This is a genomic window from Aquimarina sp. ERC-38, from assembly GCF_026222555.1.
Lineage (GTDB): Bacteria > Bacteroidota > Bacteroidia > Flavobacteriales > Flavobacteriaceae > Aquimarina.
In genome coordinates, this window is the sequence record NZ_CP098511.1 from 2,910,274 (window position 1) to 2,936,027 (window position 25,754).

27 protein-coding genes and 1 tRNA gene are annotated in these 25,754 nt (G+C 35.8%); 9 read left to right on the forward strand and 19 right to left on the reverse strand.

From position 1 onward, the window contains the following. Positions 1-122: 122 nt before the first annotated feature. Both NBT05_RS12050 and NBT05_RS12055 read right to left on the reverse strand, forming a co-directional pair. Positions 123-887, reverse strand: coding sequence for a TIGR02757 family protein (locus NBT05_RS12050; protein ID WP_265770102.1), 765 nt, complete (start codon positions 885-887; stop codon positions 123-125). A gap of 10 nt (positions 888-897) precedes the next feature. After that, positions 898-1,560, reverse strand: coding sequence for an ABC transporter ATP-binding protein (locus tag NBT05_RS12055; RefSeq protein ID WP_265770103.1), 663 nt, complete (start codon positions 1,558-1,560; stop codon positions 898-900). A 138-nt stretch (positions 1,561-1,698) separates the two neighbouring features. Between NBT05_RS12055 and msrA the strand changes: the two genes are divergently transcribed. From msrA to NBT05_RS12070, 3 genes are all read left to right on the forward strand, one after another. Further along, on the forward strand, positions 1,699-2,247 hold the full coding sequence (gene msrA / locus NBT05_RS12060) for a peptide-methionine (S)-S-oxide reductase MsrA (RefSeq protein WP_265773247.1): 549 nt from the start codon (positions 1,699-1,701) through the stop codon (positions 2,245-2,247). Positions 2,248-2,296: 49 nt separating this feature from the next. After that, entirely contained in the window at positions 2,297-2,896 is a 600-nt protein-coding gene (gene folE, locus NBT05_RS12065; RefSeq protein WP_265770104.1) for a GTP cyclohydrolase I FolE, read from the forward strand. 314 nt (positions 2,897-3,210) lie between these two features. Then, a complete protein-coding gene (locus NBT05_RS12070) occupies positions 3,211-3,513 on the forward strand; it encodes a hypothetical protein (RefSeq protein ID WP_265770105.1) in 303 nt (100 codons plus the stop codon). An 11-nt stretch (positions 3,514-3,524) separates the two neighbouring features. Here the strand turns inward: NBT05_RS12070 and NBT05_RS12075 are convergent, their stop codons facing one another. The 9 genes from NBT05_RS12075 to NBT05_RS12115 all read right to left on the reverse strand — a co-directional run bounded on the left by NBT05_RS12075 (position 3,525) and on the right by NBT05_RS12115 (position 10,413). Further along, on the reverse strand, positions 3,525-3,809 hold the full coding sequence (locus tag NBT05_RS12075) for a DUF6958 family protein (protein ID WP_265770106.1): 285 nt from the start codon (positions 3,807-3,809) through the stop codon (positions 3,525-3,527). 37 nt (positions 3,810-3,846) lie between these two features. Continuing rightward, on the reverse strand, positions 3,847-4,368 hold the full coding sequence (locus NBT05_RS12080; protein WP_265770107.1) for a DUF6787 family protein: 522 nt from the start codon (positions 4,366-4,368) through the stop codon (positions 3,847-3,849). 30 nt (positions 4,369-4,398) lie between these two features. Further along, entirely contained in the window at positions 4,399-4,827 is a 429-nt protein-coding gene (locus NBT05_RS12085; RefSeq protein ID WP_265770108.1) for a DUF6146 family protein, read from the reverse strand. Positions 4,828-4,943: 116 nt separating this feature from the next. Next, positions 4,944-5,480 carry an IS630 family transposase gene (locus NBT05_RS12090; RefSeq protein WP_265770109.1) on the reverse strand — a complete coding sequence of 179 codons (537 nt, stop codon included), beginning with the start codon at positions 5,478-5,480 and terminating at the stop codon, positions 4,944-4,946. Beyond that, positions 5,464-5,991, reverse strand: a complete 528-nt coding sequence (locus tag NBT05_RS12095) for an IS630 family transposase (protein ID WP_265770110.1) — start codon at positions 5,989-5,991, stop codon at positions 5,464-5,466. Before NBT05_RS12095 ends, NBT05_RS12090 begins: the two co-directional genes overlap by 17 nt. A 440-nt stretch (positions 5,992-6,431) precedes the next feature. Next, positions 6,432-7,067 carry a DUF937 domain-containing protein gene (locus NBT05_RS12100; protein WP_265770111.1) on the reverse strand — a complete coding sequence of 212 codons (636 nt, stop codon included), beginning with the start codon at positions 7,065-7,067 and terminating at the stop codon, positions 6,432-6,434. A 78-nt stretch (positions 7,068-7,145) separates the two neighbouring features. Beyond that, positions 7,146-8,096 carry a D-2-hydroxyacid dehydrogenase gene (locus NBT05_RS12105; RefSeq protein ID WP_265770112.1) on the reverse strand — a complete coding sequence of 317 codons (951 nt, stop codon included), beginning with the start codon at positions 8,094-8,096 and terminating at the stop codon, positions 7,146-7,148. Positions 8,097-8,166: 70 nt separating this feature from the next. Next, positions 8,167-9,231: a 3-phosphoserine/phosphohydroxythreonine transaminase gene (gene serC, locus NBT05_RS12110; RefSeq protein ID WP_265770113.1), complete on the reverse strand. Its 1,065-nt coding sequence runs from the start codon at positions 9,229-9,231 to the stop codon at positions 8,167-8,169. 117 nt (positions 9,232-9,348) lie between these two features. Further along, positions 9,349-10,413 carry an acyl-CoA reductase gene (locus tag NBT05_RS12115; protein WP_265770114.1) on the reverse strand — a complete coding sequence of 355 codons (1,065 nt, stop codon included), beginning with the start codon at positions 10,411-10,413 and terminating at the stop codon, positions 9,349-9,351. A gap of 65 nt (positions 10,414-10,478) precedes the next feature. On the opposite strand from NBT05_RS12115, the gene NBT05_RS12120 reads away from it, so the two are divergent. Together NBT05_RS12120 and NBT05_RS12125 are read left to right on the forward strand one after the other, a co-directional pair. After that, on the forward strand, positions 10,479-10,829 hold the full coding sequence (locus NBT05_RS12120; RefSeq protein WP_265770115.1) for a 4Fe-4S dicluster domain-containing protein: 351 nt from the start codon (positions 10,479-10,481) through the stop codon (positions 10,827-10,829). A gap of 105 nt (positions 10,830-10,934) precedes the next feature. Next, positions 10,935-11,564, forward strand: coding sequence for an outer membrane beta-barrel protein (locus NBT05_RS12125; RefSeq protein ID WP_265770116.1), 630 nt, complete (start codon positions 10,935-10,937; stop codon positions 11,562-11,564). Between the two features lie 90 nt (positions 11,565-11,654). On the opposite strand, the gene NBT05_RS12130 is transcribed toward NBT05_RS12125, so the two are convergent. After that, positions 11,655-14,483 (reverse strand): TonB-dependent receptor, encoded by a 2,829-nt coding sequence (locus NBT05_RS12130; protein WP_265770117.1) that lies wholly within the window; start codon positions 14,481-14,483, stop codon positions 11,655-11,657. Between the two features lie 362 nt (positions 14,484-14,845). Between NBT05_RS12130 and ychF the strand changes: the two genes are divergently transcribed. The 3 genes from ychF (at position 14,846) to NBT05_RS12145 (ending at position 18,601) form a co-directional block, all read left to right on the forward strand. Then, positions 14,846-15,940: a redox-regulated ATPase YchF gene (ychF, locus tag NBT05_RS12135; RefSeq protein WP_265770118.1), complete on the forward strand. Its 1,095-nt coding sequence runs from the start codon at positions 14,846-14,848 to the stop codon at positions 15,938-15,940. Positions 15,941-16,063: 123 nt separating this feature from the next. Then, positions 16,064-17,944, forward strand: coding sequence for a peptidase M61 (locus tag NBT05_RS12140; RefSeq protein ID WP_265770119.1), 1,881 nt, complete (start codon positions 16,064-16,066; stop codon positions 17,942-17,944). 465 nt (positions 17,945-18,409) lie between these two features. Further along, positions 18,410-18,601 (forward strand): hypothetical protein, encoded by a 192-nt coding sequence (locus NBT05_RS12145; RefSeq protein ID WP_265770120.1) that lies wholly within the window; start codon positions 18,410-18,412, stop codon positions 18,599-18,601. A 5-nt stretch (positions 18,602-18,606) separates the two neighbouring features. On the opposite strand, the gene NBT05_RS12150 is transcribed toward NBT05_RS12145, so the two are convergent. The 3 genes from NBT05_RS12150 to gcvT form a co-directional block, all read right to left on the reverse strand. Next, positions 18,607-18,969, reverse strand: a complete 363-nt coding sequence (locus tag NBT05_RS12150; RefSeq protein ID WP_265773248.1) for a thiol-disulfide oxidoreductase DCC family protein — start codon at positions 18,967-18,969, stop codon at positions 18,607-18,609. 93 nt (positions 18,970-19,062) lie between these two features. Next, on the reverse strand, positions 19,063-19,878 hold the full coding sequence (locus NBT05_RS12155; RefSeq protein ID WP_265770121.1) for a sugar nucleotide-binding protein: 816 nt from the start codon (positions 19,876-19,878) through the stop codon (positions 19,063-19,065). 20 nt (positions 19,879-19,898) lie between these two features. Beyond that, the gene (gcvT, locus tag NBT05_RS12160) at positions 19,899-20,987 is read right to left on the reverse strand and encodes a glycine cleavage system aminomethyltransferase GcvT (RefSeq protein ID WP_265770122.1); all 1,089 of its coding nucleotides are present in this window, start codon (positions 20,985-20,987) and stop codon (positions 19,899-19,901) included. A gap of 742 nt (positions 20,988-21,729) precedes the next feature. Here gcvT and NBT05_RS12165 point away from each other — a divergent pair. After that, positions 21,730-22,620 carry a M28 family metallopeptidase gene (locus tag NBT05_RS12165; protein WP_265770123.1) on the forward strand — a complete coding sequence of 297 codons (891 nt, stop codon included), beginning with the start codon at positions 21,730-21,732 and terminating at the stop codon, positions 22,618-22,620. Between the two features lie 46 nt (positions 22,621-22,666). Here NBT05_RS12165 and NBT05_RS12170 read toward each other — a convergent pair whose 3' ends face one another. From NBT05_RS12170 to NBT05_RS12185, 4 genes are all read right to left on the reverse strand, one after another. Next, a complete protein-coding gene (locus NBT05_RS12170) occupies positions 22,667-22,909 on the reverse strand; it encodes a hypothetical protein (protein ID WP_265770124.1) in 243 nt (80 codons plus the stop codon). 108 nt (positions 22,910-23,017) lie between these two features. Continuing rightward, positions 23,018-23,089: transfer RNA gene (locus NBT05_RS12175), tRNA-Arg, on the reverse strand. Positions 23,090-23,679: 590 nt separating this feature from the next. After that, a complete protein-coding gene (leuB, locus tag NBT05_RS12180; protein WP_265770125.1) occupies positions 23,680-24,795 on the reverse strand; it encodes a 3-isopropylmalate dehydrogenase in 1,116 nt (371 codons plus the stop codon). 237 nt (positions 24,796-25,032) lie between these two features. Continuing rightward, the gene (locus NBT05_RS12185) at positions 25,033-25,749 is read right to left on the reverse strand and encodes a 16S rRNA (uracil(1498)-N(3))-methyltransferase (protein ID WP_265770126.1); all 717 of its coding nucleotides are present in this window, start codon (positions 25,747-25,749) and stop codon (positions 25,033-25,035) included. Between the last annotated feature and the right edge of the window lie 5 nt (positions 25,750-25,754).

Below are 25,754 nucleotides of genomic sequence, written 5' to 3' on the forward strand. Positions count from 1 at the left end.
ATACCATTAATAAAATGTAAGATATGTAAAAATATTGTTACATACGGGAATTATTATCTGTAGTGTTTTTTAGTATATTGACTTATAACAATTTTAAAGCACTTAAAAACAATGGTTTAAAATCAAAATTTTTCAAAAACGCCTAGACCGAATAAGGAAAAATCATATTTAACCGGATCATTTTTGTCCATTTTCCGTAATACTTTGTCTAGTTCGTTTACGGCCTTTAGATCATTTTGTTTTCGATGCAAAATGTTAAGTTTACGAGCCGTGTTTCCGGAATGAACATCTAGCGGACAGGATAGGATGGAAGCAGGAATTTTTTTCCAAATACCCAGGTCTACTCCTTTATCCGGTTGTCTGACCATCCAGCGTAAAAACATGTAAATTCGCTTAGCAGCTGAATTTTTTAACGGATCGCTTACATGCTTTTCGGTTCGTTTTAAATGAGGTGGCGTAAAAAATTCTTTTTTAAATTGATGTATAGCCTGATGTAGGTTGATGTCATTCCGGTAAGGTAAAAATACGGATTCTAAATCCGGGTAGGTACTATATATATGATGTAAGTTGGCAATAAACGTAAGTAAATCGGTACTGTTAAAGGTTCTATGTACAAAAGGGGCAAGCGTAGTTAGGTCTTTTTGAGAATGGTTCATAATAAAATCATATGGAGCCATTTCTAACAGGTTCATCAATCGATGTGCGTTATTCAAAATACTTTTTCGATTGCCCCAGGCAATCGTAGCTGTTAAAAACCCCGAAATTTCTTGATCTTCTTTTTTTGAAAACAAATGCGGAATCTGAACCGGGTCGGATTCTATAAATTTAGGTTGTTCGTAGAAGATTGCTTTCTCATCTAAAAATTCTTTGGTCTCCTTAAATGTCATACTTTCTGTACTAAGAAGCAATCATTCCGTCAACCATAGTAAGCTTACGGTCTGCCATAGCTGCCAGTTCTTTATTATGAGTAATAATTACAAAAGTTTGTCCAAACTTATCTCTAAGGTCAAAAAATAATTGATGTAAATTTTCAGCAGATTCACTATCCAGGTTACCGGAAGGTTCGTCGGCAAAAATTACTTTTGGGTTATTAATTAAGGCTCGTGCTACTGCGGTACGTTGCTGTTCTCCCCCCGACATTTCTTTGGGTTTATGATTCAGGCGATGCGATAACCCTAAATAAGCTAGCAATTCTTCAGCTTTTTCCTTAGCTTCCTGCTTGGGTACCTTTTTAATAAATGCAGGAATACAAACATTTTCCAAAGCCGTAAATTCCGGAAGTAGTTGATGAAATTGAAAAATAAAACCCAATTGTTCATTACGAAACCCTGCTAATTGTTTGGCCGATAATTTAGCTATTTCTACCTCGTTGATGAGCAGAGACGAATCTTTCTTCTTATCCACTTCGTCCAGGGTACCCAATATCTGTAACAAAGTAGTTTTTCCTGCCCCTGACGCACCTACGATAGAGACGATTTCGCTTTTATGAATTTCTATATCCACCCCTTTTAAAACATGAAGGTCCCCGTAATGTTTATGGATATTAGTAGCTTTAATCATACGATGGTTTTACAAATGTGAAAGTAGCTATAAATGTAGTAGCTTACAAACTGTGACTGCCATTGCTTACTAAGATATTGTTAAATGAATCCGTATACAATTGGGAATGTGTAATTTTAAATAAAATTGAAAATTATGATGAGTGAAAAAATAGAAACTGCAGTTTTAGCCGGAGGCTGTTTCTGGTGTACTGAGGCAGTTTTTCAACGTTTAAAAGGAGTACAAAGTGTGGTTTCGGGATATACTGGTGGAAATATTAAAAACCCGGCATATCGGGAAATTACTACGGGTAGAACCGGACATGCTGAAGCTATCTCAATAACCTATGATGCAAATCAGATATCATTTACGGAGTTATTAGAGGTTTTTTTTGCCACCCATGATCCCACGACCCTCAACCAACAAGGTGCGGATCGAGGTACTCAATACCGCAGTGCCATATTCTTTGGGAATATTGAACAAAAGCAGTTAGCAGAAGAATTTATACAGGATCTAGAAGATCAAAAGGTATTTGATAAACCTATCGTCACCGAAGTTACTCCACTCGGACCTTTTTACAAGGCAGAAGATTATCATCAGAACTACTATAACCAAAATAGTAGTCAGGGATATTGTCAGTTTGTAATCAATCCGAAAATAAATAAGTTGACTAATAAATTTACCGCCAAACTAAAAGAAACTGCTTAATTCAGAAAATAGCTTAGTTCACTTCCATATTATATATTAAAAGTAAAGAATGCCATACAGACAATTTGAAGAATACAACATACAAGTTACTGATGAGGTAAAAAGTAAATTTAAAGCCATTATTTCAGATTTAGGAGAAGATGTAAACCGGGAGGGAATTTTAAAGACCCCGGAACGTGCAGCTAAAGCAATGCAATTTTTGACGCAGGGTTATGACCAGGACGCCGCAGCTATTTTAAAAGGGGCTATGTTTGCAGAATCCTACGATGATATGGTGATCGTTAAAAACATAGAATTATACTCTTTATGTGAACATCATATGTTACCCTTTTTTGGAAAAGCACATATTGCCTACATCCCTAACGGACATATTGTCGGTTTAAGTAAGTTACCTCGTATTGTAGATGTTTTTGCAAGACGATTGCAAGTACAGGAAAGGCTAACCCATGATATTTTGGAATGTATTAATAATACCCTTAAACCCCAGGGGGTTGCTGTAGTAATTGAAGCTTCTCATATGTGTATGATGATGCGGGGAGTTCAAAAACAGAATTCTACCACCACCACTTCCGGATTCAGGGGGCAATTTGAAAAAATAGAAACTCGTACCGAATTTTTACGTTTAATTTCTGCTGATTTATCCAATTAATTTTTGGAATACTGTTTGTTAATCCTTTAGGGTATGGTTAAAATTATTTTAATTCATATAAATCAATCTCATCTCTAACCCTTCCCAAGGAGAAGGTAGCTAGAAGTCCTTTCCTTTGGAAAGGATTTATGATAGGATAGATAGCTGTAAATAAAATAGTTGGGTTCAATTTGATATATCAACGCTATTGTAACCTAGAACCATTAGTCTTGATTATTGGTTCTAGAAGCGATAGCGGCCTGCCCGTCCGCAGACGGGTCTTGAATCTTTACCGGACACTAATGTTTGTTAATTACAATTTAAAATTTAAGAACATGCAGGCAAAATATAAAAAACTAGGATTAAGTATCATTTTTGACGCACTGGGAATGGCAACTTTTGCTATCCCTTTTGTAGGAGATTTTGGTGATATTGTATGGGCACCCGTAGCAGGTTGGCTAATGACCCGGATGTATAAGGGCATGGCCGGTAAAGCAGCGGGAATCATTGCTTTTATTGAAGAAGCCTTACCTTTTACGGATGTAATTCCTACCTTTACTTTAATGTGGTTATATACCTATGTTTATAAAAATGAAGAGGCTCCGGTAGAAAATACTATTGAAGTAGATTCCTTATAATTGCGATTAGGTTATTTATCAACCAGTTCAATTTGGTGCGGACTGGTTTTTGGTATTCTACGGATCACACCTCTTGCTTCTAAATCCAGTTTAACCGTTACTAAATACCATCCAACTTTTCCGTCAAAAGTTGGAGTCAGTTCGTTTATGGCTCTAGTATTTAAATCCTGATAGGTTAAGGTACCTTCTTTTTTGAGTATCGAAATAATATACTTTTTAATTATCTCATATTTAGCAAGTGCGATATTTACTCCTTTTTTACCGTCAGGGTGTAGTGTAAGTATTTTTTCTGACATCTTGATACTTCTTTAATAATAGTAAATGTAAAAAAAATTACTCTTTTATAAAACGTGCAAACCCCATTCGTTTTAGCATCCTCTTTTCAAAATTCCAGAAAAAACGAAATTGTCCAAACAACCACCCTATAAAAATAAGTAATACCTGATACACCGGGAAAATAATTAAAATACGTACAGGCCAGTACAACCAGGGGTTTGTATTCTCAGGGGTGAGTCCAACAGAATGGAGCAATGGATCTGATAAGCGAGCGGCAGTAGAACCCGTAATGGCAAATACAATAAAGATGGCTATCAGTTCCCATCTTCGGTTTACCTTCCACTTTTTAGCCAACGGCTTAAATATAAGTAAAGTGATTTGTAATAATACAAAAGCTATGATTAGAGTTATTGCAGTTGCTACTATATTTTCTAAAGTATTAGTTAATTTCATATCAATTAACTTTAATAATCCCCGTCCTATCAAGTATCCGGAAAGTAGCAATCCTAAAATACCTAAAAACGGAAAAATTAATTGCCAGGTTTGGGTAATCTCCCAGCGCTCTTTAAACTTCTGCATACAACAAATTTAAGATATAGAAATTCATCTTCAAAATCCTACACCACGAGACCTGAAAAATCTTTGACCTAATCGCTGTTCCATATATAAAAAGTAGTGATATAGCAGATAATCTACCTCATAGCCGTAGTCAATTTGAGACTGGTAGTCTATTTGTTGTTGATAAATCTGAGGATCGAACCGATTGGGTTGTATGACACGCTGATTGTATTCCTGAACGTATTGTATATTACGGGTACGTAAAAAAGTTTTCCCGTAGTATCCTCTTGGACGTTGGGTTACCAACCATCCGTTAAATCCGGGTTCGATAATAATAATCTCATACTCCAGGCTATCATTAGCAATACGTAAAGTATCTGACAGTGTATTTTGAGAAGTATTATCAGATACAGCTGTATTTCTAGTAGTAGTACAAGCGATAACGATCAATAGTATAAGAATATAGAAATATTGCTTCATAACAGACAAGATAGTAAATACCACTTGTTTATATGGATGTTAATGAATAAGGATATTAATAAATGGGATAAAATAGGAGAGTGGTAGTCGGAGTAACTGGATTACTTATATTAAGTCTAAAAATTAATTTCACAAATTTTAATCATTTTCTGATTTGGCTTTTGAAAATGCGAAAACATTTTCCAGAAAGCCACTTTTCTCTCTTCTAATGAATGAAGAAAACGGTTGTGTGAGATCTTTTTTCTCATAAACCACCATGCTCTCTCTACAGGGTTGAGTTCCGGACTATACGGGGGCAAGTATACGATCTCAAGTTTTGGGTGTTTCTTTAACCATACTTTTAGTAATTTTGCATGGTGAAACTTTACGTTATCCACTACCATAATAATCTTAGTGTGTTTTCTATAGATGTGCATTATTTTTTTCAAGTGCTTTTTAAAACTTTGATAGTTCCCCCTTTGATGAAAGGTAACGGTAATTTGCCCGGTCTCAAAATTGTAACTCCCCATAGCTGTCTGGCGTTCCCTTTTTCTTTGTTTGCAGATTGTTTTAGGTTGCTTGCCCTTAGGTGACCATTGATAACTTACAGTGGCAATGTTTGACAGGGAGAACTCATCTTCAAACAAAAGTACCGTGTCAGCAGGACTCTCCAAGAGTTTTTTTTAACTCCTCTTTGAACTCCCCTTGTTTCTCAAGATCAGCTTCCGGATAGATGCCTTTCGATTTCTGATAGCTAAAGCCAAGGCCCTTTAATATATTATAGATCTGAGCCCGTTTGTAGCTAACCCCCATATGTTTCTCAATCCAATCAATAAGTAAAGGACCGTTCCAGGTAGCTGAGTTGTACCCGTAATCCTCCGGGGTTGCCTCTAGAATTAATTGGCTCAACTCCGTTTTTTGATCCTCTGTAAGCTTTGGTTTGCGCCCTCTACCTGTTTTATCCTTTAGCCCTTCAATACCTTCTTTTTCAAACCTGGATACCCAGTTTAAAATTTGCTTAAAACTTGTGTTGTACAACGCCTCTAGTTCCCGGCTTGGCTTTCCTAAAGAAACTTGGTAAACGGCATACAAGCGTAAACCTATTTTGTATTTATCCTCGTTGTTGAAAAGTGCCTTTATTTGATCCGGTGTATAACCAGACACTTTACGTGTAGATCTACCCATATGTTTTTAACAAAGATAAACCTTTTTTGTGTAATAAAATATTAGACTTTATATAATAATACTCCCTATCATCCTGCTTTATTTTACAAAAAACAATAGCCCGTCAAAAACGGGCTATTAATGTATTATTAGTTTCTATGCGAAACATCGATAAATTATCTTTAGATGTAATAATTAGTGTCCGGTTAAGATATATAAAAGTTTATTAAGCATAGTAAAATAAGGTGATTCCAAACTAAAAAGTATTCAGAGGTTGCTTTTTTACTTTTTTAAAGTAATTTATTTATTTGACATGAATTATTTATAATATTGATTTTCAATAGTATAATATTCAGTCTTGAGTCTTGATTCTAGAAGCGATAGCGATCTTGAATCTTTGCCGGACATGAATGATAAAACATATCTAAATTCCACAAAATTATAGAGGTAAAGAAACAGTATTACTTTCCAAAAAGTCCTCCTAGCATTCCACCAATACCGTCACCCTTACCTTTGTTAGAACCCAGTACCATACCAGCTACATCGTCTAGCACACTTCCATCTCCGTCAGCATCAATTAAAGAAGTGATCAGGCTTTGGTTTTCATTAGGTTGTCCGCCTAGCATACTTCCTAGCAAAGTAGTTAAACCACTTGCGCTATTAACCGATCCTTGTTGGGTTTGTTTACCGATTACTCCCATTAATAACGGAGCAGCAACTTTAAGGATTTGTGAGATAGCTCCAGTGTCCATACCAGACTTGGCACTCAAAGTACTTTCTACCGCAGATTGTTTGTTTCCTAAGATATGCCCTAAAATCCCGGCACCATCGTTAGTTACGCTTTCATCAACACCACCATCAAATAAACCTCCCAGATTGTCCAGAATACTTCCGTTATGTTTATTAGATAAAGCACTCATCAATCCCTGAGCTCCTTCCGGAGTGGAAGCATTTTTTTTCATGGCTGCCATTAAAACAGGCATAGCCATACTTAATACGCCTGCTGTTTTTTCTTCGGGCTGATGGGTCTGTTTGCTTACCCCACTGATCATTTGTTTTCCTAAATCACTATTTAATAAGTCTAGTAATCCTGCCATTTGTTTAATTTTAATGTGAGTCTACAAGATACATTTTTAATTTTAAAATAGAAACCATGTTCTTGCAGCTTGCTTTTGTTATTTTAAAATAGAAATAATTTGATCTGCCAATTCCTGACCAATACGATCCTGAGCTTCTCCGGTAGCCGCACCAATATGAGGTGTAAGGGATATTTTTGAATTCATCAATACTTTCATCGCCGGGGTAGGTTCATTTTCAAAAACATCTAATCCGGCAAAAGCTAATTTACCACTTTCTAAAGCTTCAACCAGAGCTACTTCATCAATAACTCCCCCACGAGCAGCATTAATCAATCCGGCACCCTCCTTCATTTGATCTAGTTCTTTCTTACCAATAACGTATTCTTTTTGAGCTGGAACATGTAAGGTTATAAAATCAGCATTCTTAAGTAGTTCTTCTTTAGAAACAGTTTTTAATTTAAATTGTACCGTTTGCCCGTCATAAAACTCAAGGGGAATCTCAACCTCTTCAATAAACGGATCAAAAACCAGTACTTTCATACCAACCCCTAGCGCTATTTTTGCAGTAGCTTGCCCGATCCTTCCGATTCCAATAATCCCAAGGGTTTTACCCCGCAGTTCAATTCCGCCGGCATAGGCTTTCTTTAGATTCTTAAATTTGGAGTCTCCTTCCAGTGGCATATTACGGTTAGCATCATGTAAAAAACGTACACTACCATATAGGTGGGCAAAAACCAACTCGGCTACAGAACCTGAAGATGCAGCTGGGGTATTAATTACTTTTATCCCTTTTTCTCTGGCATATTCTACGTCAATATTATCCATACCAACCCCGCCACGTCCGATAATTTTTAAGGAAGGACAATTATCAATAATATCTTTACGTACTTTAGTAGCACTACGTACCAGAAGTACGTTAATTTCGTTTTTATTTAAATAATCTACCAATTGGTCCTGTGCTACAGTAGTAGTAATTACTTCAAATCCGGCTTTTTCCAATGCATCAATTCCGCTTTGCGATACACCATCGTTTGCTAAAACTTTCATATTGTTTTGGTTATACAAAGTTGTCCTTTACTTATTATCAGACCGCTTTCTTTTTTTGGTTATTAAATTTTTATGCTTTTCGCTCCAGGTCACTCATCACGTCAACTAAGACGGCAACACTGTCCAGGTCCATGGCATTATACATGCTTGCCCGGTAACCTCCTACACTTCGATGTCCGTTGATACCGTTGATTCCAGCCTCTTTACACATTGCATCAAAGGATTCTTTTAAGTCTTCATTAGCTAATGTAAAAGTAGCACTCATGGTAGAGCGGTCTTCTTTAGCCGTAAATCCGTTAAATAAAGGATTTAAATCAATTTCAGAATAGATTAAATTCGCTTTTTTCTCATTACGTTCTTCAATACCGGTAATACCTCCCATTCCTTTTAACCAACGTAGTGTTAACATGGACACGTATACGGCAAATACAGGAGGCGTATTAAACATACTTCCTTTGCTAATATGTACGCTATAGTCCAGCATAGATGGTATTTTTCGGCTCACCTTACCTAAAAGGTCTTCTTTTACCACTACCAGGGTGGTACCAGCAGGACCCATATTCTTTTGCGCTCCCGCATAAATTAATCCGAACTTAGAAAAATCAAGCTGACGGGAAAAAATATCACTACTCATATCACAGGTCAGAGGAGCATCGGTTTCCGGAAAATCTTTAATCTGCGTTCCGAAAATAGTATTATTAGAAGTGCAATGTAAATAGTCCAAACCTTTAGGAATGTCGTATCCTTTAGGAATGTAATTGTAATTTTTATCTTTAGAGGATGCTACTTCAATCACTTCTCCAAAGAGTTTGGCCTCTTTAATTGCTTTATCACTCCAGGTACCGGTATTGATGTATCCAGCTTTGTTTTCCAGTAAATTGTAGGCAACCATTAAGAATTCCAGACTTGCCCCCCCTTGTAAAAATAGGGCCTTATAACCCTTTCCTTCTAATCCTAACAATTCTAATGCTAAGCTTCGGGCTTCTTCCATAATATCCACAAAATCCTTGCTACGATGCGAAATCTCCAAAACAGATAATCCCGAATTATTTAGGTCTAAAACAGCCTGGGAAGCTTCTTTAAAAACGGATTGTGGTAAAATACAGGGACCTGCGCTAAAATTGTGCTTTTTCATTAGAACTTTATTGTTTATTACTTAATTCTTTAAAGAATTCTTCCATTTTTGTGAAGACTTCAAAAACATGACAAAGGTGCTAATAATCTAAAAGAAAACAGAAGATTTTTAAAAAAATTACGCATTAATTTTTTTTAGGAAATTAATTACATCAATACCATCTGCGTAGTCATTTAAGGATGGTTGCTGGGTTTCTCCAAAGGCTACAGAAGGAATGGCGGGGATATCACTGACAATACATTGTAAGGAGTCTTGATTTTTTTCCAGGTCACGTTTTAGTTGCTCCGGATCATGGTAATACTCATAAAAAAGCGAAGCTATGGATGAACTCATACTAGTATCTTCTTTTAAAATTAAAAACCCATTCTCCAGGAGTTTAAAATTGCTCATTAAGTACACCGCCTTATTGTAGTCATAATTATTGGCATACTTCGCACTATCCATCAGATAATGGTAGTCGTAGATAGCAGTAAAAAAACGTTCAAAATTATACCCCTCTGGTACATATAGTTTAGAAACACTACGGCAACCCAAGCCGTAATATCTAAAAATATCTTCCCCTAATGCCTTCAATTGCTCGGTAGTTTCATTACCTGTTAAAATCGCAATTGAATTCCTGTTTTTCCTGATAATAGCAGGTTGATCCCTAAAATAATATTCAAAATAGCGAGCGGTGTTATTACTTCCGGTCGCTATAACCGCATCAATCCCAAGTAATCGATCTTTTGTCAATTCGATTCTTGTATCAAAAGCAGGTTGTATTTTTTTTAAATAATTACATATCAAGGGAAGCAACTGCATATCATCCGAAGATTGCTTTGCTTTTACCTTATTCCCAGTAATCAAAACACATAAAAAATCATGAAATCCAACCAGAGGAATATTTCCTGCCATAACAATACCGATAGTTTTTAGCTCCGATTCCTGTAAGTCATAAGGAACTAGCCAATCTCTCAGGTTTTCGCTGGTTAATAAATTTCCCCATTGAACAAGGGCGTATCTGATATTTTCTTCAGTAAACCAACCGTTTTGATGTATGGTGCTTTTAATAATAGTATCAAATTGGGTATAAAATTCATCATTATAAGGAATGTTGAGATCAGGTGCACTTATGGGTTGTTCAAACTGTCTTAAAAATGTTCCTAAAGCAGAAAAGGCCTCAATTCTCTCATTTAAAGTCATGGCTAATTTGTTTACTATCGGTTTAGGACTTATTTTTGCAATGCAAATTTAGAATAAAAAAAGCTATGGCAATTATAATCACTGATGAATGTATCAACTGCGGTGCTTGTGAACCGGAATGTCCTAATACTGCGATCTATGAAGGTGCTGATGACTGGCGTTATGCAGATGGTACGGAGCTTGAAGGAGACGTCGTATTGCCGGGGGGAAAGGCTGTAAATGCAGAAGAAGCCCAGGAACCGGTAAGTGATGAAATCTATTATATTGTACCCGATAAATGTACGGAGTGTAAAGGTTTTCATGAGGAGCCACAGTGCGCGGCGGTTTGCCCGGTAGATTGTTGTGTACCGGATGAAGATGTAGTGGAGAGTGAAGAATTTTTATTACAAAAACAAGCTTTTATGCATAAATCGTAAAGCTTGAATAACAAAAACTTAAGGCCTATCCAATCAGATAGGTTTTTTTGTTGGCTTACGTTAAATTTTACTATTTTAGTCGCTATAACCCAAATACTATTACGAATGCAAAAATTACTATTTTTTATAGGTTGTTTAATTTTATACACTGGTTCTTATGCACAGTATCGCTGGGAACTTTCCGGGGGTATTACAAATTCAAGTCTCAATCTCGAAAATACGGAAACGACTAGCGGTATCGGATACTATCTTAGTGCTGGTTACGGATATATTTCCGGGGTTCGGGCAAAGACAAGTATTGTTTTTTCTATTGAAGCTTTACAACGCAGTAGTGAATTAACAGAAGATTTAGTTTTAGCAGAAGGTATTGGTAATATTTCCAGAGGATCGGAGTTTACAGTGACACAATTTGGTTTTTCACCTAAATTCAGGTATTTATTCTTTACAGGTAAAGACCGTTTTCGGCCTTTTATAAATGTTGGACCTAGCTTACGTTTTACCGCTAATGCAGAACTAGGCGATACGGAACTGGAATCCGAAGCTTATGAACAATTAATGATAGGAGGGGTTTATGGGGTAGGATTTTCACAAATGATTGGAGAACAATTTGATATCTTTTTTGAAGCAGGTGCTATGAATGACTTTTTAGATAACTTGAACGACGTAAAAAGTAAGTTTTTTGATATCTATGCACGAATAGGGGTACGTTTCCGGATTTATGATGCCAGAAGATAAGACTAGTTCCGTTTTTAAAAAAGCTAAATAAATATAAACTGCCTCAATAGTTTTCTACTGAGGCAGTTTTATTTTAGAATAAATTTACATTTATAACTTATAAGTAAAAGTAATATTGAACAAAGTCCCTAACTGACTAAAATGATATCCGTCATAGGTCATTTGTGAATACCGTTGGTTAAAAGTGATTAAGTTAGAATTTACCATAAGTTGTGCAGGATCGTTTAAGATGGCAGTTCCTTCTGCATTTAAAGCTTTAAATTCCCATTCTGGTAAAATATCAAAAATATTATTTACATTTAATGAAACGCTAATCTTATCACTGGCATTTACACTAATTCCAAGATCCGTCACGATTTTAGGTATAAATTCCGTTTTTAAGTTTGTATCCAGTCCTTGTTGTCTAAAGGTAGTTTTACCGAAATACGTATTATTTAGACTCACCGCGAACTTACCAATACGATAATCGCCTCCCAGAATCCATTTGGTTTGAGGCCTGGAGGTAAAGAACAAAGCTTCTTGCGTCTCATTTACTACGGACTGACCAGCATTTTCAATTAACTCCGGATTATTAACTGCGCCTTCCCGTTCATTTTGAATGGTGTAATTACCGGAAAGGTTAAAACCAAGTGTACCGTTACCCAAGCCAATATTTCGATAACTTGCCACTACATCTACTCCGGATGTTCGTGTATCAATAGCATTAATAAAGAAGCTAATATCCGACAGGTTGTTATTTTGTAATACTTGGTCTAAAGGAGTATTACCAGCGTCTGTACTTTGTATTTCGGTACTTAGTACAATCCGGTCTTCTACTGCAATATTGTAGTAATCTGCTGTTAAACTAATGTTATTGTTAATTTTTGCTCCGATCCCTGCGGTGAAATTGGTAGATTTTTCAGCATCTAGTTTAGGAATGTCCAATAAATTAGCTTGCGGAGAAACGTTATTGATCAAACCACCCACCTGGATTCCAGAACCGGCAACAAAACTAAATTGTGCTTTTTGTGTAAAAATCTGGTGTAGGGTAGGGGCCCTGAATCCGGTAGATACCGAACTTCTTAAGGTTAACCGATCTTCAAAAAAACGGTAGCTAGAACTTACTTTCCATACAAAAGCTTCTCCGAAGTCACTATAATCTTCTAAACGTATCGTTCCGTTAACCAGCCATTGTTCTGTAATATCTGCGGAAAGATCAAAATATCCCCCGAAGTTGTACCGGGTAAACTTACCTGAATTTTCCGGACGGTTTCCGGAAAAAGAGTCGGCTCCGCCACCCTCATAAGAAGCTTCATCCCCTTCAAAAATTTCAAAAATTTCTGACCTGAATTCAGCACCAAAACCTATACTGACCTTGTCAGACAGTAGACGGGATATATCTATATTCCCTACGTTATGTTTAAAGGAAGTTCCCCCCGGATCAAAAGAAATCGGACTATTTTCACGGTATTTAAAACCTCCTCTGATAAGTTCAACCCCTTCATTGGCTTCGATAGTACCGTCTCCATCAAAGTCAAACGGGGTTAAGTCAATCGTACCGTTATTATTTATGTCTCCGATAAATGTATCCGGGTTCCGGGTGTCGCTTCGGTTATGGGTATTATTGACTTTGTAACTTTGTGAATTTCCTCCGGTAGTGTAGCTGACATCATATCTCCAGTTATTACGTTCAGTAATAAAACCAATCGTACCGTTATAATCATTCAGGTCCCCTTCAAAAGTAGGAAGATATCCTATATAAGATCCGCCAGGCCCATTAGGGAAGAAATCTGCGAGATATGGAAAATCTTCTTCCGTACGCCAATAGGGAGTTCTGTAGTTAGCAAAACTATTTACTTTTTTATACACGTAGGCAGCATTTACATAAACTTCAGTTGCATCACTTATTTGATAACCCCCGTTAATTAAAAATTTGGAAGCTGCGGTCTCAGGAGATCCGTTGATATTACCAGCATCCGGAAATAACGCAAGGAACTCTTGTACATCTGCAAGATCTGCCCCAAAATCGCCGGCTTCCCCCTGAGCATCCACCGTTCCCGGTCGGTTCGCCAGGTTCACCTTAGAAAAATCTACCGTATAATTTACAAATCCTTTATCATCATCACCGACAGTTACCCCATTTTGTATATTGATACCGTAATTTTCTCCGTCACCTTCAGATGTAAAGCCGGTTCTTAGGTTGATAGCACCTGTGTCTGCATCATCCTTTAAAACTATATTCATTACTCCTGCAATGGCGTCAGAACCGTATTGCGCAGAAGCACCATCCCTTAAGATTTCGACTCTTTTAATAGCCTCGGTTGGTATACCGGAAATATCAGCTCCTGTCTCACCACGTCCCGGTGATGTTTGTGTATATAATAAAGAACTTAAATTTTTTCGTTTTCCATTGATTAAGATTAAAGTACGACTAGGCCCCATATTTCGTATTTCATAAGGGTCTAATAACGAAGTTGCATCATTCACCGGGGTTTGTACGGTGTTGAAAGAAGGTATTTTATATTGTAAGGCTTTATCAAAGGTAACCTGACCGGTAGAAGCCAATTCTTCAGCCGGCAAAATATCAACAGGTAGTGCAGAAACTGTATTACTTCTTGGTAAAGACCGGGTTCCTACCAGTACAATTTCTTCCAGTGCATTTCCGCTAATTAGTGTAACGTCTATGGTAGCTTGATTATTAATTGCCACTTCTTCTGTAGTAAAACCTATATAACTAAAAACCAAAGTGCCGGTCGGAGATGCTTCCAGCGTATACACTCCGTTAAAGTCTGTAACCGTTCCGTTATTCGTACCTTTTTCAATAATATTAACTCCGGGTAAAGGAGTTCCTGCCGCGTCAATAACTGTTCCGGTAATAACTTGTTGCGCCCATCCTAATTGACATAAGAGGAATAAAAAAATAAATTTAATTTGTTTCATAAATGAATTGTGTTTGTTAAAATAAATACGTTTATATTCTGTAGGAGGAAAAAGAAAACAGAAGTTTAAAACCACTGGAACTAACTATAAAATAGTCCGTAATTAAAGCCCTTATTGATGTTTACCCTCATACAATTGCGGATAATTTAGAAATATAATTCTATAAGCTACCTATAGGAAAGAGGAAAAAATAAGTGAAAACAGGGGAATTCGTAAAAACCTAAATTTAAAGTAATCATTTTAAGATTTCACAAATAAAATGGATGAGTAATTACATTTTTAAAAAGGTAAAATAGTTTCAAAATCAGAATTATTTCTTTATTGATGGAATACTAGTATCTTTGCCATCTTAAAAAATAAAAATGAAAGCAGGGATCGTTGGTTTACCTAATGTTGGAAAGTCTACTTTATTTAATTGTCTGTCTAATGCCAAAGCACAAAGCGCAAATTTTCCGTTTTGTACGATTGAACCCAATGTTGGAGTGGTAAATGTGCCAGACGGACGTTTACAAAAACTAGAGACTTTAGTCAATCCGGAAAGAGTACTACCTGCTACTGTTGAAATAGTAGACATTGCCGGATTAGTCAAAGGTGCTAGTAAGGGAGAAGGTCTGGGAAATCAATTTTTAGGTAACATTCGGGAGACTGATGCAATAATCCACGTACTTCGCTGCTTTGATAATGATAATATTGTACATATAGACGGATCAGTCGACCCTATCCGAGATAAGGAGACTATTGATATTGAGCTACAGTTAAAAGACCTGGAAACCGTAGAAAAAAAACTAGACAAAGTAAAAAGAGCGGCAAAAACAGGAAATAAAGAAGCTCAAAAAGAAGAAGCGGTGCTACAGACTTTACAAAAAGCTTTAGAAGCTGGAACATCTATACGGGCCATCGACTTATCTGATGAAGACCGGGAAGCCTATGTAAAGCCACTACAGTTTATAACGGATAAACCCGTGCTTTACGTTTGTAATGTTGATGAAGGTGCAGCAGTTAGCGGGAATGCTTATGTAGATAAAGTCAAAGAAGCGGTTACGTCTGAAAATGCGGAAGTGATTGTTCTTGCTGTGGGTACGGAGGCTGATATTACTGAACTAGAAGACTATGAAGAACGACAGTTATTCTTACAAGATATGGGATTAGAAGAACCCGGGTCTTCGGTTTTAATTCGAGCCGCATATAAATTATTAAACCAACAAACCTATTTTACCGCCGGGGTTAAAGAAGTTCGTGCCTGGACCATACCGATCGGTGCCACTGCTCCACAAGCGGCCGGAGTGATACATACGGATTTTGAGAAAGGCTTTATTCGTGCGGAAGTTATTAAATATGATGACTACGTCACTTACGGTAGCGAGGCTAAAGTCAAAGAAGCCGGAAAACTTGGAATAGAAGGGAAAGGCTATGTAGTTAAAGATGGAGATGTTATGCATTTTCTTTTTAATGTGTAATATTTATAACATTTTTCGGACTTCAAACATTTTTGGTATAATACCTGCTATTCATATATGAAACTAAGATATCTCTTTAATTAGTTTAATTACTAAAAAAGGGAACTACTACTACTAAAAAACATGAAAAATTTATTTTATACCGTACTATCCGCAATTTTGTTAGTAAGCTGCGGGGGTCTTAAAACCGATGTAAACTTAGCTTCAGAAAGTCCGATTTTTACGACTTTGGACTTGACAAAAACTGAAGACGATAAGGTAGCCGTTATCATCAATCCAGGTAAGGTATTAAGGGACACCCTTACCTATAGAATACCTAAAGTGGTACAGGGAACTTATGCCATTAGTGATTTCGGTAGGTTTCTAGAGAACGTAAAAGCCTTGGATTATAAAGGTAATAATATGCCTTTACGAAAAATGGACGATAATACCTGGGTAATTACCAATGCTAAGAAATTTGACAAGCTAACGTATCAGGTGAATGATACTTATGACCTGGAGAAGGGTGATAAGAACATGCCATTTTCACCTTCAGGAACCAATATTGAGCCTACTAACGTAGTGCTTAACCTCCATGGTTTTATCGGTTATTTTGAAGAATTAAAGAATGTTCCTTACGGAGTAGAAGTGATAGCTCCTAAAAATTATAAAAGAAGTGCCTCTTTAAGCCTACTAAACCGGGAGGAAGTGCCTGAAAATAATACGGTTGTTGATCGATACCTGGCTAACCGCTATTTTGAGATCACGGATAACCCTATGATGTACGGTGATCTAGATATTGAAGTATTTACGGTAGGTGATATCAAAATTACGCTAAGTGTATATTCCCCTAACAAATTACATACGGCTGCTAGCATTAAAGAAACCGTATTTAAGATGATGAAAGCTCAAAAAGCATATCTGGGTGATATTGATAGTACTCCCCGGTATGACATTTATCTGTACCTTGCACCGGGAGAACTTACTGCCCCAAAGGGTTTTGGAGCCCTAGAGCATCATACTTCTACGGTTGTAGTACTTCCGGAAGCCATACCTGAAGAAGCATTGGCATCTGCTATGGTTGATGTGGTATCCCATGAATTTTTTCATATAGTTACGCCATTAAGCGTCCATTCTGAAGATGTGCATTATTTTAATTATAACGAGCCTACGTTTTCTAAGCATTTATGGATGTATGAAGGGGTAACAGAGTACTTTGCTACCTTATTTCAAGTACATCAGGGACTGGTCGGTGAAGCTGAATTTTATCAAAAGATTGCTGGTAAAATATTAGCTTCAAAAAGATATGACGACTCTATGAGTTTTACGGTGATGAGTGAAAATGTGATCGAAAAAGAATACCAGGATAACTATGCAAATGTATACGAGAAAGGAGCTTTAATCGGTATGTGTATAGACCTTTTACTTAGAGAAGAAAGTGAAGGTAAAAAAGGAATTTTATCTCTGATGAAGGAACTCTCTAAAACTTACGGAAAAGAAAATCCTTTTGAAGATGATAAAATTATTGAAGAAATAGTAGCAAAAACCTATCCTTCTATAGGAGAATTTCTTAATAAACATGTGATAGGAACCACTCCAATTGATTATTCTGAGTTTTTAACAAAAGTGGGCTTGGAATTCAAAGAGATGCAGGTTCCGACTTCGTATATTCAAAACGGATCAACTCTGATTGTGGGAGGAGATCCTGTAAGTAATACGGTGTTTTTTAATGAAGAAGTAACAAACAACAGTTTCTGGAATGCTCAAAAAGTAATGCCGGATGATGTTATCAAATCGGTAAATGGTACAGAAATTAACATTGCTAATGCTAACCAGGTTTTAAGTCAGATAGCAGGTTGGCAAACGGATCAGGAGGTTCGTGTCGTACTATCTAGAAATGATGAAGAAATTATTATTGACACCAAGCTAACTCCGAGTACAACAAAAGCGAAGTCTATTGCTCCGCAGGAAAATGCTTCTCAAGAACAACTTACTTTACGGAAAGCCTGGTTAACCGGATCTTAGATAAAGAAGATTAATAAGTTATAAAGCTAATTTCTTGTGCTTTCCTAGGGCAGGTACTTCAATTCTTAAGAAGCTATACTTTTGGTTCTATGAGTGTCCGGTTAAAATTAATAGAAGTTTAAAAAGCTTGGTAAAGTAAGGTACGTTCAAACTTTAAAATATTTGGATGCTATTTTTCCAAGTATTTTTTTTAAATAATAATCAGTCTTGGTTCTTAATTCTAGAAGTGATAGCGACCTGCCCGTCCGCAGGCGGGTCTTGAATCTTTATTGTATGCTAATATTTTAGGCTTATTATTTTTTAAGTTAATCTCTTTATTTTTTAGAATACTTAGATGGAGATTGTCCTGTTATTTTTGTATTGAAAAATTTTAACAGGCTTTAAAGGTTTTAGGGTTGTTAAAAGTTGATCCATCTTTTAAACAATGATAATCTATAACACTAAGCCTTCATCAAATATTTACCTATGAAACTAATAATACTTCCGGCTGCATTATTACTATTTGCATTTTTTTGTTTATGTGGTTTGCATATAGATAATATTAATAAATTGGAGAATTTATCTAAAGAAAGAAAGATGAAATTAAATAGCTTAAAAGTTAATAAAACTGCTAATAATGATGTGGTATACACCGTCCAAAAAGGGGATCAGGAGTAAATAAATTAATCTATAAATAAGGATCTTTGGTCAGGTGTTGGAATCATACATTCTGTTTTTTTACCGAACCATTTATACCTATTTGCAGCAATAATATCGTAGATACCATCGCGTATAAATTTAGGCAATATTAAAAAAGAACTAAGTAACGGGTATAAACCTGATAGTTCCTTTGCAATTTTAAGAGCTGCTGTAGATTTCACATAATAAGCCTGATCCGGATGTACTAATATAATCGAATCCAGTACCTTAGGATCTATATTACGTTTAGATAAAAATTCTTTCCCCATATCACTTTGTAAAGACGCATATCTGAAAATTCTATTTTTATCACGTGCAATTATAAATTGAATTGCTCCATTACACATGTTACAAACACCATCAAAAAAAATAATTTTCAACTCCTTATCTTTCACTTTACAAAAATACAAAGCTTTTAAAGGAATATCATATTCTTTAGATTACTTTTTTAAAGTATCTTCTATGACCTGCCGTGAAGTAATCTGTAAATTCTTAGGCAAAAGATTGTCTTTAGGTAAAACCGCAAGATATCGATCGTGATTAGAATCAAAAACCTGTTTAAAAATGGGATCTTCTAACTTAAGTTCTTCACAAATTTGTTCGATTAAATCCATATGATAGATCAAGTCTGTACTACCCAGGTGGTAAATTCCCTTTTTGCTTCGATTTACTATATAATGTAGTTGCTGGGTTAGCTTAGAAATGGTAGTGGTATTAATAATTACATTAGGAAATACTTCGATTGGTACCTTTAAGTCATAAAGTCTCCGTAGTTCCTGAACTCTAGGAGAACCGGAACCAAAGATCATAGGTATTCTTGCAATTACGTATTTGTAAATAGGCAAGCGTAACAATTGATTTTCAATCTGAATTTTAAATCTTCCATACACACTTTCACTAAAGGTTTTATCAAATTCATAGGAAGGATAATTACTAAACGTATCAAACACGTTTGCACTTGATAAAAAAATTAATCTTGCCGTATTATTTTTTATCCATTGGATTATCCGCTGATGCGCATCTACCTGTGAATTAAAGTTACCTCGTATTGCCGATATGATAACGGATGGCTTTACATTATTTAATAAGATAGAAATATCTTCCAGTTCCATATCATACTGAAGAAATTTATGATTTTTCTCTAAAGTAGCATTATCCTGATGATAGGTGGCGTAGGTATCAAAATAAGAATTAAGTTCTTTATACAGAGCATTTCCTACAAAACCATTTCCTCCGATAATTAATACTCTTTTCAATATGTACTTTCCTTATTTTACTATTTGTTGTTTTTGAAAAATGGAGGTTTTACTACGGTGGCTGGTATGTTCTTATTACGCACCTTTATATGAATCGACGTGCCAGGTTTAGCATAATTGGATAAAACATAGCCTAGCCCGATTCCTTTCTTTAATGAAGGTGACATAGTACCGGAAGTTACCACTCCAATGGCTTCTTCTGTAGAAGATACAATAGGATAGCCTTTTCTGGGAATACCCTTCTCGTTAATTTCAAATCCAACCAACTTCTTTACGGATCCGTTTTTCTTTTCGATAGTTAAATTGGAGCTGTTGATGAATTCCTTATTAAATTTAGTAATCCATCCTAACCCAGCTTCCAGAGGGGAGGTTTGATCATCGATGTCATTACCGTATAAACAATATCCCATCTCTAATCTAAGCGTATCCCTGGCAGCCAATCCAATAGGTTGTATATCAAATGTTTTTCCGGCTTCCAATACCTTGTTCCATATCCTAACCACCTCCGAATTTTTACAATAGATTTCAAACCCACCGCTACCCGTATACCCGGTTGCCGAAATAATCACATGTTCAATTCCAGCGAAGTCAGCTACTTTAAAGGAATAATAAGGAATTTCGGAGAGATCAACGGAAGTTAAGGATTGCATGGCTTCTATAGCTTTCGGACCCTGGATAGCCAGTAATGCATAGTCATCGGACAGATTACGTATGTCTGCACCCATTGTATTCTGACTGGTAATCCAATTCCAGTCTTTCTCAATATTAGCTGCATTTACTACCAGTAAAAATTTCTCTGCACCCAACCGATAAATAATCAGATCATCTACAATACCACCTTTCTCATTCGGTAAACAACTATATTGTGCTTTACCATCGGTAAGTTTTGAAACATCATTAGACGTTACTTTTTGTAGAAGTTCCAAAGCTTTTGATCCGGATACCAGAAATTCACCCATATGAGAGACGTCAAACACCCCTACGTTATTTCTAACCGTTTCATGTTCTTTAGTAATACCTTCATAAGAAATAGGCATTAGGTATCCGGCAAAAGGAGCCATTTTTGCTCCCAGTTCCTGATGAACTTCAGTAAGAGGTGTTTTTTTCATGTTTTTCCTGTTAGATGATAAGGATGTCGAAATTATAAAACTTTACCTGATCCTACAATTCTTGTGGTACAAAAGATAGTATTCCATAAAACAATAGTTGTACCACCATTAGAAAACAGGTAGGGATAACAATTAGATCTTGAGAGTTAATGAATAAGAATTATTTTTTAATACTAGTGTCCGGTTATAATAGATGAAAGTATAGCAAGCATAGTAAAACAAGGTAGTTCTAAACTTTAAAGTATTGAGAGGCTGCTTATTTACTTTTTTAAAAGTAATTCATTTTTCGATATGAATAATATGATGATGTTAATAGTCATTACTATAATGATTAGTTTGGCTTTAGTTTATAAAAGCGTTGAAGTATTAAAATTAACTCAACAATTTTATTTACAGCTATCCCTCCTATCCTAAATCCTTTCCGAAAGAAAGGACTTTTAGCTACCTTTCCTTTTGGAAGGGTTAGGGATGAAATTTATAGAATTATCAAAGCTATTTTAAACTAGAACCATTAATCTTGGTTCTTGATTCTAGAAGCGACAGCGATTTTGATTCTTCACCAGGCACTATTTTTTTTAAATACTAATTGTATGGTAAATCTGTAACTGGCACATTTATTGGAAGAATAATGATGTTTTAAAATTATGTTAAATTATAAATTGATGATTGAATTGGTTTTTAAGTTAGGTTTTTTAACTTTGTGGCTATTCTAAATTTGGCGGAAAACAATTGGAATATATATATGAGGAATAATTTATTGATAGTGTTTTATGGAATCTTGATGATTTATAACACTGGTTTTTCCCAAAATGATCGTGATGCGGAAGAAGCTGAAGTTATCAATGCCCAAAAAAGTATGGTAGCAAAACTGACCGGTAAAGAGCCGATTTCTTCTAAAAAAATATTAAAATCGAGATTTACCAATGCGGAAAGAAAGCTTACTGCAGAATATTTATTTGATGAATTAAAAGAGCTAGGTGTTAAACCTTTACGTCAGAAATATGATGTACAAGATAAGTCAGGAAAAACCTATTCAGGAACAAATATTTACCTTAAGATTCCAGCCACCAATGGCAGTAAGGAATTTGTAGTGCTAGGAGCACACTACGACACTGCCGAGGATAGTCCCGGTGCTGTGCACAATGCAACCGGAGTTGCCTTAGTTTACTATGTTGGGAAAAAATTATTACAACTGCCGGCACGTTCTAAAAATGTGCTGATTGTTTTTTGGGATCAGCAAGAACAATCTATGATGGGGTGTCGGATGTTTGCAGATATGTTAAAAAAAGAGAAAAAAAATATAAATTCCATGCACCGAGTAGATTTTATAGGTTGGGATAATGATGAAGATAGAGCCATTGAATTACTTGCATCAAATCTGAGTTTGGAGTCCGCTTATCGAATAGAGTCCTTTGCGCCGGTTTTTAAAAGAACGGTTTCCTCACCGGAATCCAAAGTGTTTTCTCAATTAGGCTATGAAAACATTACGGTTACTTCAGAATTAAAAAACGGCGATAATTCGCCATTTATACATCAAACCGCAGATCAGTACAATACGGTTAATTTTAAATACGTAGCTTCCACTACAGAAATTATGTATCGAGTACTCCGAACTTTAGTAGGTCAATATTAGGTAATTATCTATCCTTTGATAGATAATATGATATTGCAACGAATTGTTATTCGTTTCGGGTAGTTAGTTCTTGTTTAATTTTTTTACCTTCTTTTTTTGTAAAATATATACTTAATCCTAAGCAAGCCGCTACTACAAATAAGGATATTGATAAAGCGACATTCTTTTTCAATACTAATATGTATAAAGAAGTAGGTATCATTACTGATAACAACCCCAAGGAAGCTCCTACGGTACTCTTAATAGTTTTTAACCTTCTTTTTAAGGTTGTAGTTTCTTTATACTTCAATTCTTTTATAAAATAACTCGTTAGCAGTAGAATAGTATTTGTTTTCTAAAATATTATTTTTCCATATTTGCTAAACTTCAGTAAGTATATTCCTTACAAGTTGTTTTGTAGCCTCACCAGGACTCGAACCTGAATCTAAAGTTTAGGAAACTTTTGTTCTATCCCTTGAACTATGAGGCCTCTTCTTATTATAAGTAATAAAAACATATCATTTATAACCCTATGGTGCATTTGAATAATAATTATTATAAAATCCATCAGTTTGAGTGCTTCGCCCAAAGGAGGAAGCATATTAATAACAAGGATTATAGTTAAAAAAGCTATGTAATCCTGAGTTAAACCGAAGGACTCGATATCCTCAATCAAGTCAAGGACAAGCTATTTTCTCTTCATTTCATTACGAAAAAACATTCGAATTGACGCTTTTTTCCCTAAATATACTAGAGGTTATTTACAATAAGTTCCCAAATTTACAAATTAAGAATTAGCTATTAAAAATTATAATAATTTAAAATGCTACTAGGGTATAAATTTTGTCTATGAAGTGGTTTAAACTTTTCTGATTGAAGCGAAAAATAGGTATTTTTTGCTTAATTGAAATCATTTTTCAGTTGCATAGCCGTAGCTACGGAACTTAAAAATGATAAAAAGTAAGTGAAAAAGAACATTTTGCAGCCAATTAAGGAAAGTTTAAACAACTTCAATGTATGCAAACTTGTAAATAGGTTTACTAAAATCCGAATAAGCGAACTTTTAACTGTATACCTCAATTAAATAATAGTTGACTGGCCTACATGAATATTTTCAAAATTCATATTAGAATCCTCGGGGTTAAGGATATAGTCGTAAATAAAATCGCCTACTTTTTCTGTAGTCAACGGGTTGTTTTTATTTAAGTCCTGAGTGGTAATATTAAGTTCTAAAGCTTTATCAATAGCATCCCTGACCGCACGGGCTTCTCCCTTTAAATTGAAATGGTCTAATAACATAGCCACACAAAGAACAGCTGCCAGCGGATTTGCCATTCCTACCCCCTGATGCGGATGATAAGAACCCCTTACCGGTTCAAACAAACAGGAATTTTGACCAACGGAAGCCGAGGCCAATAGACTGGAAGCCCCGCCGATAATACTAGCTTCATCTGCAATAATATTTCCGAACATATTTTCGGTAAGAATAATATCGAACTGGTTGGGATTTAGAATAATTTGCTTCGCTGCATTATCTACTAACATAGCATTGAAAGTAACATCCGGGTATTCTTTACTTATCCGGGTTACCGTATTTCTCCATAATTGCGAAGAAGCTAAGATATTTGCTTTATCTACCAGCGTTAATTTCTTTCTACGGTTTTGCGCAGCTTTAAAAGCTAGGTGAGTAATACGTTCGATTTCTACTTCAGAGTACTCGCATAAATCCGAAGCTACCGTACCTTTTTTACTAGTTTTCTTTTCTCCAAAAAAGATCCCCCCGGTTAATTCCCGATAGATGATAAAATCCGTATTCTCAAAAATGTCCGCGCGTAAAGGAGATCGATCTAATAAACTTTGGTAAGCAATGACAGGCCGGATACTGGCATATAATCCCAATTCTTTTCTTAGTTGCAACAACCCGCTTGCAGGTCTCTTTTTAGTTTCATGGGCATTGTCATAGTCAGAATCACCGATAGCCCCCATTAAAATTGCATCCGTTTGTACACAAAGTTCAAGCGTTTCTTTCGGCAAAGAAGAGCCGGTTAACCGGGTAGCCGCACCTCCAATTAATCCTTCTTTAAACGTAAAAATATGATCAAAACTATGCGCAATAGCATCCAAAGTTTTGACCGCCTGAGCTATAATTTCCGGACCAATACCGTCACCGGATAATACTGCAATATCTAACCTCATATAAGTAGTTTGATTCTAATAAGAGAACCCCGTTTATTCGGTATTATGAAGATACACATAATTACGAATAAACAATTTTAAATCTTAAAAATAAATGAAATCAATTGTCAACAAGCGTTTATACTTTAATTTTTTTTAGAATGGATTAGCGATCTCTCTATAAAATTGGATAAATAGGGGGTAGGTGGTTCGTAGCTAATGAGTTGTACTAATTGAGGGAGTGCCAAAGCAACAATCTTAATTATCCTGGTTTAAAAAAGAAATACTATGTACTGCTGCTATTGCCGCAGTTTCTGTCCGTAATCGATTTGTACCTAACGTTATGGCGGTAAAATTAGCCGATAGAGCCAATTCAATTTCTTTGATAGAAAAGTCTCCTTCCGGGCCAATTATTATAAGACTATCTTTTGCTTTTTGATAGGTAGTAGCCAATCCTTTTTTATCAGAATCTTCGCAATGTGCAATGTATTTTTGTCCGTTAAAAGTAGCAGTATTTCGAATAAATTCAGGGTAGGAGATTGCCGGGTTAAGCACAGGTAGGTAACATTGTAAACTTTGTTTCATCGCACTTTGTAAAATACGTTCAAAACGTTCGGGTTTGATTATCTTTCTTTCGCTGTGTTCACAAATAATAGGAGTAATTTCAGTAACCCCGATTTCCGTAGCTTTCTCTAAAAACCATTCGTACCGATCGTTCATTTTAGTCGGTGCTACCGCCATATGTAAGCGATAGGGAATTTTATTTTGTAATGCTGCATTTGCTACGTAGGCAGTACTTTTAGTATTATGCGAACTGTTGATCACAAGTGTGTATAAAGTTCCCTTTCCGTCGGTACTAAATACCTCATCCCCTTCTTTTTTTCGTAAAACCTTACTAATATGCCTGCTTTCTTCTTTTGAAAAAGCGTATTGTGAATCTTCTTTAGTTAAAAAAGGAGTGTAAAAAAGTTGCATATATT